This window comes from Thermococcus nautili, assembly GCF_000585495.1.
In the GTDB taxonomy this organism is placed as follows: domain Archaea; phylum Methanobacteriota_B; class Thermococci; order Thermococcales; family Thermococcaceae; genus Thermococcus; species Thermococcus nautili.
The window spans coordinates 1,858,418-1,875,900 of the sequence record NZ_CP007264.1; the positions used below are offsets into that span (position 1 = coordinate 1,858,418).

The 17,483-nt window shown below is 53.9% G+C and carries 15 protein-coding genes; 8 read left to right on the plus strand and 7 right to left on the minus strand.

Features of this window, described 5'->3' with window-relative positions; genetic code table 11:
- Positions 1 to 7 precede the first annotated feature (7 nt).
- Positions 8 to 1,486, minus strand: coding sequence for an S-layer protein (locus BD01_RS10255; RefSeq protein ID WP_245599236.1), 1,479 nt, complete (start codon positions 1,484 to 1,486; stop codon positions 8 to 10).
- 63 nt (positions 1,487 to 1,549) lie between these two features.
- Here BD01_RS10255 and BD01_RS10260 point away from each other — a divergent pair, with 63 nt between their 5' ends.
- Genes BD01_RS10260 through BD01_RS10270 form a run of 3 tightly spaced genes read left to right on the plus strand, consistent with a single transcriptional unit; the run spans position 1,550 to position 3,832 of the window.
- A complete protein-coding gene (locus BD01_RS10260; RefSeq protein WP_245599237.1) occupies positions 1,550 to 2,068 on the plus strand; it encodes a DUF2391 family protein in 519 nt (172 codons plus the stop codon).
- Positions 2,069 to 3,091 carry a DUF3226 domain-containing protein gene (locus BD01_RS10265; RefSeq protein ID WP_042692751.1) on the plus strand — a complete coding sequence of 341 codons (1,023 nt, stop codon included), beginning with the start codon at positions 2,069 to 2,071 and terminating at the stop codon, positions 3,089 to 3,091.
- A gap of 39 nt (positions 3,092 to 3,130) precedes the next feature.
- A complete protein-coding gene (locus BD01_RS10270) occupies positions 3,131 to 3,832 on the plus strand; it encodes an HAD family hydrolase (RefSeq protein ID WP_042692753.1) in 702 nt (233 codons plus the stop codon).
- A 9-nt stretch (positions 3,833 to 3,841) separates the two neighbouring features.
- Here BD01_RS10270 and BD01_RS11110 read toward each other — a convergent pair whose 3' ends face one another.
- From BD01_RS11110 to BD01_RS10290, 3 genes are read right to left on the minus strand one after another with little or no spacing between them, the layout of a single operon-like run.
- A complete protein-coding gene (locus tag BD01_RS11110; RefSeq protein ID WP_051482213.1) occupies positions 3,842 to 8,410 on the minus strand; it encodes a DNA polymerase domain-containing protein in 4,569 nt (1,522 codons plus the stop codon).
- Positions 8,407 to 8,880 carry a DUF3368 domain-containing protein gene (locus tag BD01_RS10285; RefSeq protein WP_042692756.1) on the minus strand — a complete coding sequence of 158 codons (474 nt, stop codon included), beginning with the start codon at positions 8,878 to 8,880 and terminating at the stop codon, positions 8,407 to 8,409. Before BD01_RS10285 ends, BD01_RS11110 begins: the two co-directional genes overlap by 4 nt.
- Positions 8,864 to 9,136: a hypothetical protein gene (locus BD01_RS10290; protein WP_042692757.1), complete on the minus strand. Its 273-nt coding sequence runs from the start codon at positions 9,134 to 9,136 to the stop codon at positions 8,864 to 8,866. The genes BD01_RS10285 and BD01_RS10290 overlap by 17 nt, the downstream gene beginning before the upstream one ends.
- An 80-nt stretch (positions 9,137 to 9,216) precedes the next feature.
- Between BD01_RS10290 and BD01_RS10295 the strand changes: the two genes are divergently transcribed.
- The gene (locus tag BD01_RS10295; RefSeq protein ID WP_042692760.1) at positions 9,217 to 10,572 is read left to right on the plus strand and encodes an RsmB/NOP family class I SAM-dependent RNA methyltransferase; all 1,356 of its coding nucleotides are present in this window, start codon (positions 9,217 to 9,219) and stop codon (positions 10,570 to 10,572) included.
- Here BD01_RS10295 and BD01_RS10300 read toward each other — a convergent pair.
- A complete protein-coding gene (locus tag BD01_RS10300) occupies positions 10,569 to 11,186 on the minus strand; it encodes a TIGR00296 family protein (protein WP_042692763.1) in 618 nt (205 codons plus the stop codon). The genes BD01_RS10295 and BD01_RS10300 overlap by 4 nt on opposite strands.
- Before the next feature lie 92 nt (positions 11,187 to 11,278).
- Here BD01_RS10300 and BD01_RS10305 point away from each other — a divergent pair, with 92 nt between their 5' ends.
- Genes BD01_RS10305 through BD01_RS10320 form a run of 4 tightly spaced genes read left to right on the plus strand, consistent with a single transcriptional unit; the run spans position 11,279 to position 14,649 of the window.
- Entirely contained in the window at positions 11,279 to 11,584 is a 306-nt protein-coding gene (locus BD01_RS10305) for an MTH1187 family thiamine-binding protein (protein WP_042692766.1), read from the plus strand.
- Positions 11,584 to 12,750: a DUF373 family protein gene (locus BD01_RS10310; protein WP_042692768.1), complete on the plus strand. Its 1,167-nt coding sequence runs from the start codon at positions 11,584 to 11,586 to the stop codon at positions 12,748 to 12,750. The genes BD01_RS10305 and BD01_RS10310 overlap by 1 nt, the downstream gene beginning before the upstream one ends.
- Positions 12,707 to 13,771, plus strand: coding sequence for a V-type ATP synthase subunit I domain-containing protein (locus BD01_RS10315; protein ID WP_042692771.1), 1,065 nt, complete (start codon positions 12,707 to 12,709; stop codon positions 13,769 to 13,771). The genes BD01_RS10310 and BD01_RS10315 overlap by 44 nt, the downstream gene beginning before the upstream one ends.
- Before the next feature lie 32 nt (positions 13,772 to 13,803).
- The gene (locus BD01_RS10320) at positions 13,804 to 14,649 is read left to right on the plus strand and encodes a deoxyribonuclease IV (protein WP_042692773.1); all 846 of its coding nucleotides are present in this window, start codon (positions 13,804 to 13,806) and stop codon (positions 14,647 to 14,649) included.
- Here BD01_RS10320 and BD01_RS10325 read toward each other — a convergent pair.
- Both BD01_RS10325 and BD01_RS10330 read right to left on the minus strand, forming a co-directional pair.
- The gene (locus BD01_RS10325) at positions 14,646 to 16,259 is read right to left on the minus strand and encodes a B12-binding domain-containing radical SAM protein (RefSeq protein ID WP_245599238.1); all 1,614 of its coding nucleotides are present in this window, start codon (positions 16,257 to 16,259) and stop codon (positions 14,646 to 14,648) included. The genes BD01_RS10320 and BD01_RS10325 overlap by 4 nt on opposite strands.
- Before the next feature lie 121 nt (positions 16,260 to 16,380).
- Entirely contained in the window at positions 16,381 to 17,430 is a 1,050-nt protein-coding gene (locus BD01_RS10330; RefSeq protein WP_042692779.1) for a DmpA family aminopeptidase, read from the minus strand.
- Between the last annotated feature and the right edge of the window lie 53 nt (positions 17,431 to 17,483).

The window sequence follows — 17,483 nt, forward strand, 5'->3', positions numbered from 1 at the left end:
GTGGAAATCAGCCCGAAGATTTCATGAACTCCTCAACGGCCTTCGCGGTTTCACGGTAGGTCTTTCCTGCAAGGATTACCACGTAGTAGTTCGGATTGTACGGGTTCTTGAGCTTGGCCACAATGTAGCCCTTGCTCATAAGCTCGTTCTTGAGCTCGTTGACCTTGTCTGCGCCGTAGGCTTTCTCAAGGACCTCCCAGGCCCTGTTGCTCACCCACCCTCCGATTATCACGACGTTTTTGTCCTTCGGAAGGCCGTTGTCGAGGATGTATGTGTCGTTGACTATGAGGGAGTTTACATCGTTCGTCGCCGTTACGGCAGGCGCGGTAATCGAGACGCTCTTGGTGACGTACGTGCTCCTGACGAATCTGTACCCGAGGATTCCGGTTATTGCCCCGCCGTCTGCGGTTCTGTTGAAGACCGGGACGAGCTTTAGGTTCCATCCCTTGACCGGAATCTTAAGGGAGGAGCCCGAACCGATGAACACCGGTGGGTATTCCGTTCCGTTGACGTGGAGGTAGAGCACGTATATGTCGTTCTCCGGCTGAATGTCCCAGACCCACTGGCCGCTGTAAACGTCGCCATCGCTGTACTGTTTGGCTTTTTTGTAGAACCAGTAGTCGTAGGTCACCATCTTGGCCTGGTTTATTCCAACGAAAAAGTCTGTCGGGGTAAAGAGGAAGACCTCTTTTGCACCACTTTTGAGAAGGTCATCAATGACAGTAGTTGGGTTTGAGGAGTACTCTTTGACCTCAAAGGTTCCGTTTGCGAGGACGTACATTAGGTAGTATGTGTCCTTGAGGAGGCTCGTAAGTTTTACGGTTCCATCTGGATAGTAGAGCTCAACAAGTGTCTTTAACTGCTTGGTGTCTATGTCTATAAAGTGAATCTTCCAGCTTCCCATTTTCACCCAGTCGCCAAGCGAGCTCGTGTTGCCGGTTGAGTACCGGTAGTCATAGAAGTACATGACATCTCTGCCCTCAACGGTTGTATAGACAACTTTGTAGTTGCCCCCAATGTCGAGTGGAGTAGTGTTCTCGTTGAAAAGTATTTCAACGCTCCTATCAAGGAACTCGGCTGCGTGTTTGGTGGAATTGTAGAACACTTTTGAAAAGTTGACTCTAAGCACAACGGTCTTCCCAACGGGTTCAGTGCCAAGGTTCAGTCCCAGGTCGGGCATATCGTTGCTGGTCAGTATGTAAGTCTGATTTTCATCGGGTATGAGAATGCTGTGGTACTCAACAGGCACAGTAACGGTCTTTGTGTACGTCTTGGTTTCAATTCCATTGAGCACCAAAAATGCTCCGAGCTTTGCGCCTGCTATGGCGTCTTCATTTATATGGAGGGGCATGTTGTTAACAACTTTGGTGGTCGGGAGAACGACTATTGTGTTAACCGAGTTGAACCCGGCACTTACCAAAGGCACGGCCAGAAGAATCCCGACCAAAAACACCATCATCGCAGTTTCAAGTCGCCTCATGGGCATCACCGTTCTTCATAGTGAATGTTAACCTTTATAACCCTTCTCGGTGAAGCGTTTTCCGCGATGATGAGTGAATCCAATGCTGACGGGATGATGAACCCCGAACCTGAGCGCGAGGTGGTTGAACTGGAGAAACTCCGGAAGAGCGTTGAAGAGCTGACAAGACAGGTTGCCAGGCTGGAGGAGAGGAGAAAGCCCGACTCCCTTGGCTGGGACGATATAGCGCAGGAGATAGTTGGGGCGATAACCTTCGCGCTCCCCTTCATCTTCACGGGTGAGGTCTGGGACGTGGCAAAGGACATCTCGGTCGAGCGCTCGCTCGCCATCTTCCTCATGACGATTGGCCTCGCTTATCTCTTCCTCACCAAGGCCCAGCTCGGGAACCTGAAGCGCGAGGAAATCTTCCACGTTCCCAAGAGGCTTATAACCGTCGCCCTCATCTCCTACGCCGTTTCCGCGGTTCTAATCTACCTCTTCGGCATAGACTACATAGCTCACTTTGACGCGGTTCAGTACTTCAACGCGACGGTCATAATAAGCACCTTCGCGGTCATAGGCGCGATAGCGGTTGACATGGTGAGGTGAATGAAAGTAGTAACTGGAAAGCGCTGGGAGGCCTTTGCCGATAGTGCCGTTCTCTTCCCAGAGTACTCGAAGAACCGCGACGAGCTGATTAACTTCGTGAACTCGCTGAAGGGCGACGAGACCATCGTCACGGCCAGTTTAGAGCTGGTAGACCTGATAGCGAACCGCTTTAGGAAGGGCGAGGAGAACGTTCTAATCTACTCGGACACAGGGAGGAGCATAACGCTCAAGGAGACCTACGAGCTGAGGAAATACATCGAGTTCGACGTTCGCGGGGGCTTCTCGGGGGAAAATGCCAGGGCGAGCGTCCTCTTCGTCGAGGGGAAGACCGACGCCAAGTTCTTCAAGGCCGTCTTCAAGAAGCTCTTCGAGTTCAGGGAGAGCCGAAATGCCCCGTACCAGTTCAGGTTTATAGAGCGTGTCTTTGAGCGCGACAACTTCGACCTCCTCAGGCGGGAATCGGACGGGGCTTACCTCGCCGTTATCCCGAGCGAGGGCAACTCCGGGGTAATTAGAAACCTCGGAAACTTCCTAAAAGCCATGGAGGCCTTTGATTTCAGCGTTGACAGGCTCGGCGTTGCGGTTGACATAGACGAGAGCAGGGAAAGCGCCCTCGCCTCGATAGCGGGGAAGCTCTCTGGCTTTGAGCACGAAACGACCACGAGGGGCTACCTCGTCGGAAAAATCGAGGTGATTCCGCTCGTCATTGGACTGCCCTTCGAGGACGGGCTGATAGAGTGGAAGAAACCGACGGTCGAGGACCTGATGCTCCACCTCATCGAGCGCGAGGGACTGCTCGACAAGGTCAGGCCGGGCATTAAAGCCCTCAACGAGAGCCTCGGGAGAAAGCTCAAGCCCAAGGAGGTCATGTATCTGGCCTTATCGGCCTACGGCCACTGGGGCAACCTCGAGGGCTTCTACGAGCTGTTCGTCATGCGCTCCAGGTTCAGGAACCTCAAGGCGGTTCTGAGGGAAGCAGGGCTTATGGAGGGCCTCAGATACCTCGCATTCTCAGAGCGCTGAGCTTTTAAGTTCTCCCTCCAATCCCCTTCGGTGATAAAGGTGAAGCTCGTCTCATTCGACGTCTGGAACACCCTCCTCGACATAGAGGTCATGCTCGATGCCCTCACGGTGGAGCTGACGAAGCTTATGGGAGCATGCATACTCGACGTGGCCGAGGGAATAATGCTGACGCGCGAGAGGATAAAGGCCATGCGCGCCAGAGGTGAAGGCGACCCGAGGCGGGCCTTGGAGGAGAGCCAGGAGATGCTGGCAGATTTACTCGGAATAGACGTCGAGCTGGTGAAGCGGGCCGCGGCAAGGGCGGTCCTCAAGGTCGATGAGGAGATAGTGCTCCCCGGAGCCAAAAAGGCTCTTGAGGGCGTCAAGAGGAAGGGCCTGAAAGTTACCGTCACGGGCAACGTGATGTTCTGGCCGGGTTCATACACGAGGCTTCTGCTCGAGCGCTTCGGGCTCATGAACTACATCGACAAAACCTTCTTCGCCGACGAAGTCGGGGCCTTCAAACCCCTCCCCGAGATGTTCAGGAAACCCCTGGAGACCTTCAACGTGAAGCCTGAGGAGGCCATACACATCGGCGACACGAAGGCGGAGGACTTTGAAGGTGCATTAAGGGCCGGCCTCTGGGCGGTCTGGATTAATCCAGAGGCCGAAGGCGTGAGGAGAATCCACGAGAGGGGCTTCGAGGTGCCCAGTGTAGAGGGGATTTTAGAGGTTTTGGAGAGAATAGAAAACGGGGAATAACCCGTCTAATTACTTCTTCACCTTCAGCCACGCGCCCAAACCGACCTGCTTCGTCTTCTGGTAGCGTAAATCCTCCTTCCGGTAGCCGAAGGCCTTTAGAATCCTCTCCACCGCCGGGAGAACCTGGTTCTCGATGTAGTATTCCGCATCGTAGCGGTGCTTCGTCGGGTCGAACTCGTCGAAGGGAATCGCCCTGTCGCCTATCCTTCCCGAACCCTTTAGGACGATGTAGCTTATCACCGTGCCCGGCCGGATTTTCACTCCCCGCGCCGCGAGCCTCTTTGCAACGGCAACGTGCGGGCCCGTTGCCTTATAATCCCTCAAATCGCGCGTTATCTGCTCGTGGATTACCAGCTTCTCGGGCGGGACTTCATACTTGCTCAGCTTTTCCGTCACTTCCTTGACTATCCTGACGGCCTCTTCGACGTCACCGTGCTTGAGTATCGCCTCGAGAACCCTGGCCTGGGTCTCTTTCGCTATCTCGCTCCAGTCGCGCCTCACAATCTCAAGACCCCTCGTGGTTATCTTGCCCTCCTCGTCTATCACCGCGTACTTCTTCTTGGTCACGAAGAACCCTCTCACGTAGAAGCCCTCGTACTCGAGTTCGAGCAGGCCGGGCAGTTTCGCGTTGATGTACTTGAGGAACTCTTTGGCCTTCTTCTTCACGGTCTCGGCGTCGGCTCCGGGGATTGTCGCAAAGAAACCGTCCGTATTGTGGACAAGGATTCCGTTTGCGAAGAATCGGTGCGTCCCATCGACCTCGATGTCGTAGACGTAGCCTTCGTAGGAGATTTCTTCTATCCTCCGCGGATACACCAAGTCAAATCCGTAACTATAGGCCCGTTTCTTGTTTGTATAACCGCCCAAGTTTTCGGAGAGTTTTGATGTTTTTCTGTCCAAAACAAACCCTATTCCCTTAGCAAAGCGGTGTTTGTTCTTTATCCTGACATGGATTGAGTGAGTTCTGCTTTCTTTTCCAAGGTAGCGGTTTGGCGTGGTCTCTGTGAACATCGAATTGGAGACACCAACGAGCCACAGCAACTTTCTTACAGACTCGCTGAGTTCTGGATTAACGCTCGTCAGTCTCACCTCAGGGATTCCTCTGCGAAGGCTTACCGTTCCATCGGCTGAAAACAGCCCCCGCAGAAACGCTTCTATGTACTCCCTGGAAAGGCTGAACATGAATTTGGGGATTCTCTTGTTTCCGTTCTCGTCTTTGAAGTACCTGACCATAAAGCCCGCCAGCCACTTTGAGAGTATCGAAACGTCGCCAGGTTTGCCTTTGTTATAGTAGTTGGAGATTATGCCAGCCTCTTTAAGAGGCTTCAGGATTTTCTCTTCTATTTCTTCCTTGTCCATTCCTAGGGAAAGGCCAACGTAATATTTAGCCCAGTTTGAATGCCCTCCCCAGTTGCCATCGCCAACCAACAGCCCTATAAGTTCCCACAGCCTAACGGCGGTTTGAGTCGGCTTAATGCTCCTGGCAATCGGCTGGTTTGGTGTGATGAGTGATTTAACTTCTTTGCCGATTTCCTTGGGCTTTACCTCGACGAGGCGCTCTTTCAGCGGCTTTCCGGGCTTCACCCTGCTGGTGTTCAGGTAGCCTATTAACGAGTGGTCCTCTGTAACGTCGAGATACCACGAGTTCGTGAACCAGATGCGATAGATTCTCTTGTCCGTCCTGTGTCTCATTACATAGGGAACTTTTCTCCAAACAAGCCGGCCCCTATTGTCCAGCGTCAGTGCCTCAACGCCTTCAAGAACGCAGTATTCTTTCTCCCCAATCCTGTAATCAACGCGCTGGAAGAGTTCTTCAATCGGCACGAATTCAACCTTCCCGTTCCTTCTGATTACGATTTCGGTTTCGCCCGTAACGCTGTCCGCGTAGAGAACTTTAAAGCCGAACTTTTCCTCTATTTCGCGAATGGTGGTTTCTATGTACTCCCTTCCCCATGCCGTAACGCTCTCGGCGCACTCCTTGCAGTACCATCTCGCTTTTGCGTAGCCGTAGTAGCCGTAGAAGCTGTTGGCGAGGATTTTGATAGCGCGTTGCCTGTAGTCGAGGAGTTTCTTCTCCAGCGGGTCAACCGTTGCCTTCATCTTCCGCTTTATCTTCTGCCTCTCCTCGAGCAAATCTCCCAGGAGGCTCGGTATGAAGCCGGGGAAGTCCTTGCAGAACTTGTGCCCAACCTCGGGGGCGACGTCGTACTCCTTACAGCCCTCGCGGTTGAGAGTATCCGGTGAGACGTTGTGGGTTATGATGATTGAGGGGTACAGCGAGTTGTGTGTCAGTATGCCATTGGCGAAGTAGTAAGGTGTTCCCTCCAGGGTTAGGTCGTAGACTTTGCCCTTGTAATACTCTTTAGTTGCTTTGAACTCAGAGAGGCTGTAAAATGCGTTGTCTTCGAGGCGGTTCATCTCTCTGCCCCTGATTGCCTCGCTAAGAGCCTGGTTCTTTTCTGTGCTTATGAACCCCACTAGCGTTTGGAAGAGTATAAGACCATCCCTACCAGTGATTTCGATTATGTATCTTGTCAGATTCTTCCCCCTTTCGGTGTACTCGTAAGTGTACTTGCTGTGGGGGATTTCGAGTTTTTCTAAGAGCTTTGATACGATTTCGATTTTCCACTTGTTGTTGGTGCCCTGGTTTGCGACTATCGTCCTGCGAACCCTGTTGACCGTTCCGTCGCCTTCAAAGAAGCCTCTCAGAACGGAAGGAGCGTGAAGGTTCTCAACGTTGTCCATGAGTTCCTTGGCCTTGAGGTAGACCTCTTTCTTGGCGATTTTGAGAGTTACAGCCTTGGTGCCTTCTTTCCTGGTGATTCTGGGGGTTATACCAAAGAGTTTTTCGAAAATGTAGACTATTCTCCCTATGAACTCCTCCTCATGTTCTCCAACGGTTATCTCGACCCTGTACTGATGCGATATTCTCTTCTTGCCCCTTGATGAGTCAAAATACTCCACGTCTTTCCTTATGAGCGTGCCTTCTGCGAGGATTATTCCCGCAAGTTCTCCCTTAAGCACTTCCTCTTCGGGCACGTTCTGCTTAGTAATCTTCCCAATTTTCTCAAAGAGCGGTGTGGTTATTAACCTGCCTCTAACTTTCTTTGTGAGGAACGACTTGGCAAGGCTGTCCCTTATCCTGGTCTGTCTCTCGTTCTTCCCCACTACTGGTAGCTTATGGTTGGGAGTGCACTTTAGGCCGTTTATATTGATGAGTTCTCCCTCGTAGTCATACTCCCAGACCTTCTTGACCTTCTGCCAGCCATCTATTCCAAGGACATAGTCTCCCTCTCGTACTTCGCTTATGTTGATTATGCCCTTCCCCTTGACTACAACCTTTGTGTCGGCTGGGTGGCACCTAAAGTCTAAATACACAATATTGTCCCACAATCCCCGCTCTGGTTCTTTAACGTATCCACCTGCGTAGCCCCCGCGCCGTCTCGCGAGCTCCCTCTCGTCGGGCTTGTTTGGGGCGAGCTCGTTCCTCTTGTAGGCCTTCCGCAGGAGGAACCACTCCACCAAATTTCCGGTGCTCGAGCGCGAGACGTCCCAGAGGCTCTGGCCGATTAAACGGGAGAGCTGGGCCTCCATCGGGAAGAACTCCCTTCCCAGCTCGTAGGTCACCTTAGCGTCCTCCATCGAGTATCTTGCAACCCTTTCAAGGCCCTCCCCGCTCTCCCAGGCCTGCGCTATCTCCTCTGCGTAAACCTTCTCCTTGGGCTTTCCAAAGACGGCCTCGTAAACGGCCTCAAGGGTGTAGGTCGGGAGGTTTATCGTGCGCCTTATGACGGGGTAGAGGTCGAAGTGAATCCTGCCCTTCACCTCAACGGCAAAGCGGTCGCCCATTCGCTGTATCTTCGGCTCGCTCCCGTCCCTGCCGAGTGTGAACTTTATTCCGAGTTCCTCACAGCGCTTCTTCAGGTAGGCGAAGTCGAAGTTGTCGCCGTTGTAGGTGATGAGCACGTCGGGGTCCTTCTCCCTGACGACGCGGAGGAAGCGCTTAATCATCTCCTTCTCGGTCGAGACGACGTCCACATAAGGCAGGTCAATTTTCTTCCAGGTTATCACCCTCGCCTCGCTCCCGTCGGCGTAGCTTATCATGAGAATCGGCCCGGTTCCGAACTCCTCGCCCTCGTGATAGAGCGTTTCGATGTCGAAGGCGAGCATCGTAAGCTCCTCGTCGCCCTCCATCGGAATCAGGCCCTTGTCGATGAGGTAGCGCTTGGCGAAGGGTATGTCGTACTCGTAGATGTCAACGACAGCGGGGTGGGCGCGTATCCTGTCTCGAATCGCCGGGACGTCCTGAGGATGGTTGAAGTAGAGCTTCCAGACCTCTATCGGCCTGCCGAGGAACTTCTTCTGCACCTTCTCGGCGCGCTTCACCTTGACAACCGTTCCGTGCCTCTTTGCCGTTACCTTCTTGACGTCCTCTATCGCAGAATCGTCCTTCAGAAGGGCGTAGAAGTAGGGCTCGAAGGTTCTGTCGTACTCGATTTTAAACTCGCCGTTCTCCTTCTTGAAGACCCTTATCACGGGCTTCCCGTTCTCGGTGATGTAGTCGGTATCGAGAATCATGAGAACTCACCACCCATAACCTCGTAAAACAACTCTGGACGAATCCTAAAACCGATACGGTTCAGTTTACTCAGAAGCTCATCGGGTTTCTCTTCAATAAGCCCACCGTCAAGTAAAATTTTCAATATGCCCAACGTTCCAATGACACGTATTCCTTCAAGCCTTGCGGCTTTTCTGGCCTTTAAATCATCAAGAACGACGATTGAGTCAGTTTCCTTTGCGAGCGCTATTGCCTCGAGCTCTCCCCTGTGTAGGCCGGGATACACCGGAGTTGAACTGACCTCGTGGAGTTCTATGCGTTTTTCTTCAATGAGCCTAAGTACTGACGAACTGGCATCATCTTCTTTCGTCGTAATCTCCTCCAAAACTCCTCTAGGAATTATTGCTTTTTCAAAAAGACTAACCGCAACGTCTAGGTATCCCAACTTGGCTAGGGTTATTAGAGGCGAAGAGTTAAAGACGGCCCTCACGTTTCAGCTCCTCCAAAATTCTTTTTGCTTCTTCCTTTTCTAACCTCGCCTCCTCCTCATCGAGAAGGGAGTACTCAACACCTAACTTGTCGAGGAGAAACGCAAGTTCATCTAACCTCATATCGAGCAACTCTGCGGCTTTCTCAAACGTTATCTGGTGGCTTACGAGAAGTCCAACCACCTTTAGGAAGCGCTCTTTCTCACGGTAATCTTTGAACAGGGGAAAGTTGAAGACGAGCCTGTCAACCTCTTCCATGCTCCCACCGGTGGGAGATTGCATTCAATCCTAATAAACCTCACCGCCACCTTTTTAAAGCGTCCCGTAAAGCCCCGAGCATGGAGCTGTTTTACAGGGTGAGCTTTCAGGAGGTCGTTGTGGACGCTTTGAGCTTAGTTGAGGAGCGCGAGCTCTCCTCCAAGCACGCCCTTGAGCGGGTCTTCCGGAAGGTTGCCGGAAGGGACAGGGAGAAGGCTCGCGGATTGGCTCATGCCTACGTCTTTGAGATTGAGAAGTGGAGGGCCAAGATAGATTTCATCATAAACTCCGTGCTGAAGGGCTCGAAGGTTGAAGACCTCGACCCCTATCTCGCCAATCTCCTCCGCATCGGGACGTTTGAAATCCACTTCCGGAAGGTTCCGCCCGCCATAGCTACCGACTCCGTCGTGAGGGTCGTCAAGGAGCGCTTTGATTTCAGCCGGGCGAAGTTCGTCAACGCGCTGATGCACTCGATAGAGAAGTTCGACGTGGAGAGGGCCTTGAAACGGCTCAAGGAGAGGGATAGAATTGAGTGGCTTTCTGTTCGCTTCTCCCACCCGCGCTGGTACGTTGAGTACGTGATAGAGCTTCTGGGCTACGACGAAGCTGTAAGGCTTCTCCTCAGCAACAACAGGCCTCAGAGGTACTACGTCCGGGCCAACACCCTTAAGACGGACGTGGACTCCCTCCGCGATTACCTTGAGGAAAACGGCGTGAGGACTGCCCTAACGCCAGTTCCGGACGTTCTAAAGGTTCTCGACTACAAGACGCCGGTGACGAGGCTCGACTGGTATAAAGAGGGGAAGTTCGTCATTCAGGATTTAGCGAGCGCTTACGTCGCCCACGTTCTCAACCCAGAGCCGGGCGAGAGGGTTCTAGATTTGGCCGCCGCCCCCGGTTCAAAAACCTTCCACGCCGCCGCGTTAATGGAGAACAAAGGCGAGATAGTCGCGGTGGACTACTCCTACGACAGGCTGATGCGCATGAAGGAGAAGATGAAGCTCCTCGGAATCAAAAACGTCAAGCTGGTTCACGCGGACGGGCAGAGCTTTAGGGATAAGGCCAAGTTCGATAAGATAATCCTCGACGCGCCGTGCTCGAGCTCCGGAACCTACCGGCAGTTCCCCGAAGTTAAGTGGCGCTTTGACGAGAACAAGATTAAGCGCATAATAAGCGTTCAGAGGAACATGCTCCGCAACGCCTACGAGAACCTTCGTGTAGGCGGGGCGATGACCTACTCGACGTGCTCAATCAGGATTGATGAGGACGAGGAGAACGTCCTCTTCGCCGTCGAGAGGGTTGGACTGGAGCTTCTCCCCTACGATTTCAGCTGGGGCGATAGGGGCTTCCTCGAAATCGGCGACAAGGTGTTCCGCGCGTGGACGCACAAACACGACTGCAACAGCTTCTTCATAGCGAAGATGGGGAAGGGTTAAACCAACGGCTTCCTCCTCACCGGTCCCCTCGGCCACTCCTCCTCGAAAATCTCAGCGGTGAAGCGGTAGACCTTTGTATCCGGGTCGAGCCAGCAGTCCGGTGGAAGACCGGCCTTCCAGCAGGTTTGAGCTAAGAACTCCTCCTCGTCCCAGCCCCACTCTATTGGCACCTGCGGGAGCAGTAAGCCCGAGTAGATGCCCTTCTCGATTATCAGACCGTCTCTGCCGACCTTTATCTTCCTCGGTCTCTCCTCAGGCGGGCCCTCCACCGGCTCCGGCGGAGTTAGGACGCTGACCTCCACCGTTAGCTCGTCGAGCTCCTCTGGTCTAACGGGCGGGAAGCGCGGGTCTTCCACTGCCGCGTGGATTGCCGCCTTTATCGTCGCCTCGACCAGCGGGTAAATCGGCAGGGGGAAGCCTATGCACCCGCGAAGCGCCATCTGTGGCGGGACGTTGTGGCGGTTGAGGGTCACGAAGACACCCATCTTCTCCCAGAGCTCCGGCGGTGTGTCCTCTGGAGGCTCGATGACCCTCCCATTCCTCACGTACTCCTCGATGGCTTTCCTTGCGAGCCTGACGAGGAATTCGCCCCACTCATCCTTAATCCTGTACACTCTCTCACCCCCTTAAAATTACCTCTCGTTAGTTTATTAACCTATCGCAACCCTTAAATTACTGCCGAGAAAGATTAAAGCGGGTGTCGAAGGTGGTCATCGTCGAGTTCGTAATCGTTCCCCTCGGGGAGAAGAGCCTGAGCAGGTATGTCGCCGAGGTGATAAAGCTTTTAGAGAGGAAGGGCGTTAAATATCAGTTGACGCCGATGGCCACCATCATCGAGACAAAGACCGTTAGGGAGGCCTTTGATATAATCGAGGAGGCTCACGAGCTGATGTTCAAGCTTGGCGCCGAGAGGGTTTCCACAACGATAAGGATTGACGACAGGCGCGACAAGGATAGGCACATGGAGGACAAGGTCAAATCCGTCCTCGAAAAGGTTGGAGAGGTGCGGTGATGAGGGTTCTCGTTCTGGCAATTGACCGTGATGATGACTTTGGCAAGAAGGCGGGCGTTAAGGGTCCTATCATAGGGCGAGATGCCTGTATCGATGCCGCCCTGAAGCTCAGCCTCGCCGACCCGGAGGACAGTGACGCGAACGTCGTTTACGCGGCCGTTAAGCTGAGGGACGAACTTGAGGAGAAGGGTGAATTCGACGAGGTTGAGGTCGCGATAATAACCGGCCACCCGAAAGTTGGGCTAAAGAGCGATATGGAACTCGCGAGACAGCTTGAGGAGGTTCTCAAGGTCTTTCCGGCCGATGGAGTTATCCCCGTTACCGACGGGGCCGAGGACGAGCAGATTTTCCCGATTATCACCTCGAAGGTTCCAATCATAACCTCCCACCGCGTCGTCGTCAAGCAGAGCCCGAGCATCGAGACGACCTGGTATATCATCGTCAAGTACATGAAGGAAATCCTGAGCGACCCCGAGGTCGCGCGCGTCGTCTTTGGCATTCCGGGTCTGATGGCCTTACTCTACGGAATAGCCAAGCTCGTCGGTGTGTGGTATCCCGAGAGTGAGAAGATAGTTTCAACGGTGATTTGGGGGACTGTCCTTCTCATAATCGGCGGGATATTCTTCACCAAGGGCTTCAACTTCAGCATAGGTCACCTTTTGGCGTCCCTCAGGAAGGCAGTCGTTGAGCAGTTCGTCGTTGTCCTCTCCTTCGTTGCGGGAATACTCGTCATAGCGAGCGGTGCAATCAACGCCTACCTGAACCTTGAGAGCTATTCGCTCAAACTAATCGGCAGTTATCCGGGAACGTCGCTCCTGGCGACTCTGATTTACCTCAACGCCCTTGCGGGCTCGATTGCCCTGGGAATCGCGGTTATGATGGCCGGAAGGGTAATCCAGGCCTACCTCAAGAGGGACCACCACATCTGGTACTACGCGTCTGCCCTTCTCATGACGCCGGCCCTCTGGGTGACTATTGACCTCACCACCCGCTACGCCCTCGCGATACTGACGATTTCGGACATAGATGTCTTCCAGAAACTGCTCTTCGCGATTGCCGACGTTGCGCTCGCCGTCGTGGTTGGTGTTTACCTCCGTGGAAAAGTTAAAGGATGGATGAAGGTTGAGACTGGAGGAAGCGATACGGGAGTACGAGCTAAGGCGTGAAGAAGGCCTGAAAAAGGCCGAAAAACTCAGGAAGAAGTACAATAAGTGGCTTGGCAAGAAGAAAAAGGAACTTCTCAAGGCCGTTGGGAAGCTGGAAAAGGCCAAACCCCCAAAGAACGTGGATGAGAGGCTCCTCCAGATAGTTGAAGCCGACCGGAGGAACTACGTAAGTGCGATGAGACACGCCGTTGAGGGAATTCAGACCATCGATGACCTCGGAAAGCGTCTTCCAGACCTTGCGAAAGTCCACGTCGACTACGGGAAGCACGTTATGATTCTCTTCGAGAAAGAGGTCTACGCAGTCAATTCCCTTCTCAAAGAGCTCAGTGAAGGTTATACTGAGTTCAGAGCAGAACTTGAGGGAACTATTCCGCCCGAGATTGACGTCGTGGAGAAGCTTGAGGAGCTCAGAAAGGCTCAGCGTGAATTCCAGGCCAAGAGGGATGCGCTTTCAAGACTCGCCCACGAACTCGAAGAGGAGAGGAAAAAACTCGAGTCCCTTCTCTCATCGGAGGAGTTCACGAGAGTTGAGAAAGAGGCTCGTGAAGTTTCTTCTAAGATTCGTTCAATCGAGCTTGAGCTCCGTTCAAAGGTCTCAAAGCTCCAGAAACCGCTTAAGAGGATGCGCCTCGGCGGAATAGCCGATGAGGTTGCCCGGGACAGCGGAGTTGCCCTTGAGAGGCCCAAAGAGTTCCTGTCCCTCCTCGTCAACGTCTACCCGAGACTTGAGGGAAAGGCCAGGAAATCGGCGGAGTGGCTACTCGAAAACCTTGAGGGCAAGCTGTCCGAGCTGAGTGAACTTCGTAGGGAGCTGGAAGGTCTTGAGGCACAGCGGGAAGAGCTCCTGGGAAGCGTTAAGCCCGTTCAGGATGAACTCCTTGCCATAGAACGGGAGCTGTCCCTGCTGGCGGATGACGTTAAGAAACTTGAGAGAAAGCTTCTGAGAATCGAGGCCGAGCTCAGGGAGGAGCTGAGAAAACTTGAGGACTACCTTGGGGAGAAGGTGGAGGTAAGTTTTTAAGTTAGGCTTCCCTAATCAAACCGGTGGGAGAGATGTTCAAAGTAGACAGGTTGCGTTTCGGAACCGCTGGAATACCGCTCTCAACGCCTAAGCGCTCAACGATAGACGGCATAATCCACGTGAGGAACCTCGGGTTGGATGCGATGGAGCTGGAGTTCGTCAGGGGCGTCAACCTCAAGCCCGAACTCGCGAAGAAAATCAAGTACGTCGCCAAAAAGCACGACGTCCTGCTCACGGCGCACGCCCCTTACTACATCAACCTCAACGCGAGCGAGAAGGCAAAGGTCGAGGCAAGCAAGAGGAGGATAATCCAGAGCGCCGAGAGGCTTTACGACGCCGGTGGATGGAGCGTCGTCTTTCACGCCGGTTACTACCTCAAGCAGGACCCTGCGAAGGTCTACAACAGAATCAGGGACGCGCTGAAGGAGATTGAGAGGGAACTCCTGGACAGGGGCGTCAAGGTCTGGCTCAGGCCCGAGCTGACCGGAAAGCCGACCCAGTTCGGCGACCTTAAGGAGATAGTGAAGCTCAGCGAGGAGCTTGAGACGGTTCTTCCGACGATAGACTTCGCGCACGCCCACGCGAGGAACCGGGGCAAATGCAACTCCGTTGAGGAATGGCGTGAGATGCTGGCCTTTATCGAGGACAGGCTTGGCAGAGAGGCCTTAGACAACATGCACATTCACATGAGCGGTATCGAGTACACTGAGAAGGGGGAGAAGAGGCACCTCCCGCTCCAGGAGAGCGACATGAAGTGGGAGGACCTGCTCAGGGTTCTGAAGGAGTTCCGCGTTAAGGGCGTCGTCATAAGCGAGAGCCCCAACATCGAGGAGGACGCGCTTCTGATGAAGAAGAAATACGAGGAGATAAAGGTTTAGTAAGCCTCGGCGAAGCTTGGCTGGTCGTACCATCTGTGTTCATCCACATCCACGTGCAAATCGAGTGGCTCTAGGGGTTTAACTTCGTAGCCCCTCTTCTTACCCCATTTCTCTATCTGCCTGAGGACGGCTCTCACGCCAAGGCGTGCAAGGGGGTAGAAGGGAATCAGGAAAGGATTTCCGCGGAGCAACTCCGGCAGTCCCCTAACGACTTCCTTTCCGAGGTGCTTCCATGCGTAGTAGAGGTGCAGGAACTGGCCGTAGGTTATCATGTCCTCGATGCGGTAGAACTCTTGGTCCTTTAGGAGTCCCATTGGCACGAAGGCGAGGGGCGTGACGGTAAAGTGGGCCCTGTTGCCGAGTTTGGTCTCGAGCTCCCTCTCCATCGTGATTATTAGCCTGGCGGTTTCTATTTCATACTCGTCGGTGTCACCGGGCAGACCGAGTATCGTGGTGTACGCCGGGAACCAGTAGTTCTTGTTGAATACGTAAGTTCCGTTGAGCAGAACCCACGGCCACTCCTCCGGCGAGAACGGCTTCATCTTGTTGTTCATGTACTTTCCAATGAGCTCCGGCGCCGCGGTCTCGAAACCTACCTGTATTCCAATCCAGTGGTTTGGACCGGCGTCAACGATGCCCGAGATAACCTCTATCATACCGGGTGCGGCCAGCGCCGCCGCAACGGTTCCGTGGGTGGGGTTCACGTTCCCCGTGTACTTCCTGGCGGTCTCAAAGAGCTCAACGACCGCATCGACGTTGGGGTAGAAGGTTTTCCTGTCCTCGACCCTGTAGAGGAAAATATCCTCACTGTGGAGCCATGCGTGGTCTATCCCTGCCCTGACGTTGAGCTTTATTTCCTCCTCGATTCTCTCAAGCGGCATAAAGCGGGCGACCCTCAGGTTTGGCTCGCAAAAGCGGCAGCCCCTTCCACAGCCCCGCATGACCTCAACGAGCCCCTTATAGGAGGGGGCGACTATCGTTGGAATCTGCTCAACCCTCGGCCATCCCTTAACCATCACGGTCTCGTCAGCCGTTCCAGATTCTATCTCCCGAAAGAGCTCTCCGGCGATGTGGTCAACCTCTCCGATGACAACGTGGTCTATTCCGAGCCTCTCGCGCTCTTCCCTCCTGAACTCCAGCTGCCACGCCCCCGGGCCACCAACGACGAGCTTGAAATCGAGTTTCCTCCGTTCCCTAATCCCGTTTATCCTCTCCACGAGCTCCCTGAACTTGACGCTGGTGTAGTTCTTCCACTGTCCCCCGTTTGTGAACATCATGCTCACTGGACCGAGACCCAGGGGGTCCATCTCGTAGAGAGCCACTACGGTGGTATCCTCTCCTATAAACTTCTCGACCTTCCGCGGGTGGGCAACTACGACCTCACTCCGCTTAAACCCGTCCCGAAGGAGCGCTGCCTCAACCTTCCTGAGGCCGTAGGGGGCCTGCGTTAGAACGCCGTCCCTGTCAGGGAGCTGGGAGTCCATCACCCTGAAGACCCATTTGGGGAGTTTGTCGTAGGGAGCACAGCCCAGAAAGTCGAGCAGTGGGACGTCGTGGTATGTGCTCGTCAGAGTCTCGTCGGCCGTTAACACTATCCGCGTCAAGTTCATCACCCCCGATTATGAAGAAAAAATTGCATATTTAAGAATTTCTATCTTCCGTTGTTTTTATAGTGCCAACTTAAAATATTCCAATAAGTAACTACTAAAAAGTGTAAGAAAAACCACAAACTCACCGGGTGCGTCTCTCGAGTCTCCCGTACCTTTCCATTATCTCGAGCAGTTTCTCGACGGGCAGAGCGTACCTCACGTGGCCGTTGCCCTCGACGGTTTTCGCTTGGAGGAGGGCGTTGATTATGGCTTCTTCCGTCGCCTCAGCCGTTGCCTTGAAGAGTCTGCTGAGGGCATTGTCGGGCAGGAAGCTTATCGGGTGTGGTTCTTTGTCGAAGGGAACGGTTTGAGCGGTCGAGAAAGCTAAGACGACGTCGCCACTGCCGTGGTAGGCGTAGCCACCGGTTCTCGCGAGGCCAACAACTGCCCTCTTCGCGAGCCTCTTCAGTTGCCTCGCCGTTAGCGGAGCGTCCGTTGCAACGACCATCGAGATGCTACCCTTACCAGAGGTTCCCCTTCCAGGGTAGTCCTTCAGCTCGAGGCCGACCGGAACTCCAGCTATGGTCAGGTCCTCCCGTTTTCCGAAGTTCGCAAGGACGAGCGAGGCGACCGTATAACTCTCGCCACCTATCTCGACGACCCGTGAAGACGAGCCTATTCCGCCCTTGAACTCAAAGGCGCTCATTCCGGTTCCCGCTCCAACGGCACCTTCCTCGAAGTCCAGCGAGGCGTTTTTGAGGGCCTCGAAGTAGTGCTCCTCCCTAACCGCCATCTTCCTGACGTTGTTGAGGTAAGCATCGTTGCACTCCATGACGAGGGGAGAAACGCTCTTCAAATCGGGGTTCAGCTTAATCATGTGCTTCACCATCGCGCTCGCAACCGTGTAGACGCTCAGCGTGTTCGTTAGAGCTATCGGCGTCTCGATGTAGCCGAGCTCGTCAACCTGAACGAAGCCTATCGGCTTGGAGAAGCCGTTCATGACGAAGGTCGAGGCGAAGAGCCTCTCTTTGTAGGGGTTCTTGACCGGTGGCAGAAGAACCGTCACGCCAGTTCTCACGTCTTCTCCCTCAATGAGCGTCGCGTGGCCGACTTTAACGCCCAAATCCGCTATCGAGTTTCTCTTCCCGTGCTCGTAAACGCCGATTTTGATTCCCAGCTCTGGGGCCTTCATGGTATCACCGGTGATAGATATCACGCTGGATTTAACAAACTTGCCCAATCAAG

Coding starts and splice junctions, on each gene's coding strand:
- BD01_RS10255 (WP_245599236.1), bottom strand. CDS start 1,486: ATGCCCATGAGGCGACTTGAAACTGCGATGATGGTGTTTTTGGTCGGG.
- BD01_RS10260 (WP_245599237.1), top strand. CDS start 1,550: ATGAGTGAATCCAATGCTGACGGGATGATGAACCCCGAACCTGAGCGC.
- BD01_RS10265 (WP_042692751.1), top strand. CDS start 2,069: ATGAAAGTAGTAACTGGAAAGCGCTGGGAGGCCTTTGCCGATAGTGCC.
- BD01_RS11110 (WP_051482213.1), bottom strand. CDS start 8,410: ATGATTCTCGATACCGACTACATCACCGAGAACGGGAAGCCCGTGATA.
- BD01_RS10290 (WP_042692757.1), bottom strand. CDS start 9,136: ATGGAAGAGGTTGACAGGCTCGTCTTCAACTTTCCCCTGTTCAAAGAT.
- BD01_RS10295 (WP_042692760.1), top strand. CDS start 9,217: ATGGAGCTGTTTTACAGGGTGAGCTTTCAGGAGGTCGTTGTGGACGCT.
- BD01_RS10310 (WP_042692768.1), top strand. CDS start 11,584: ATGAGGGTTCTCGTTCTGGCAATTGACCGTGATGATGACTTTGGCAAG.
- BD01_RS10320 (WP_042692773.1), top strand. CDS start 13,804: ATGTTCAAAGTAGACAGGTTGCGTTTCGGAACCGCTGGAATACCGCTC.
- BD01_RS10325 (WP_245599238.1), bottom strand. CDS start 16,259: ATGAACTTGACGCGGATAGTGTTAACGGCCGACGAGACTCTGACGAGC.
- BD01_RS10330 (WP_042692779.1), bottom strand. CDS start 17,430: ATGAAGGCCCCAGAGCTGGGAATCAAAATCGGCGTTTACGAGCACGGG.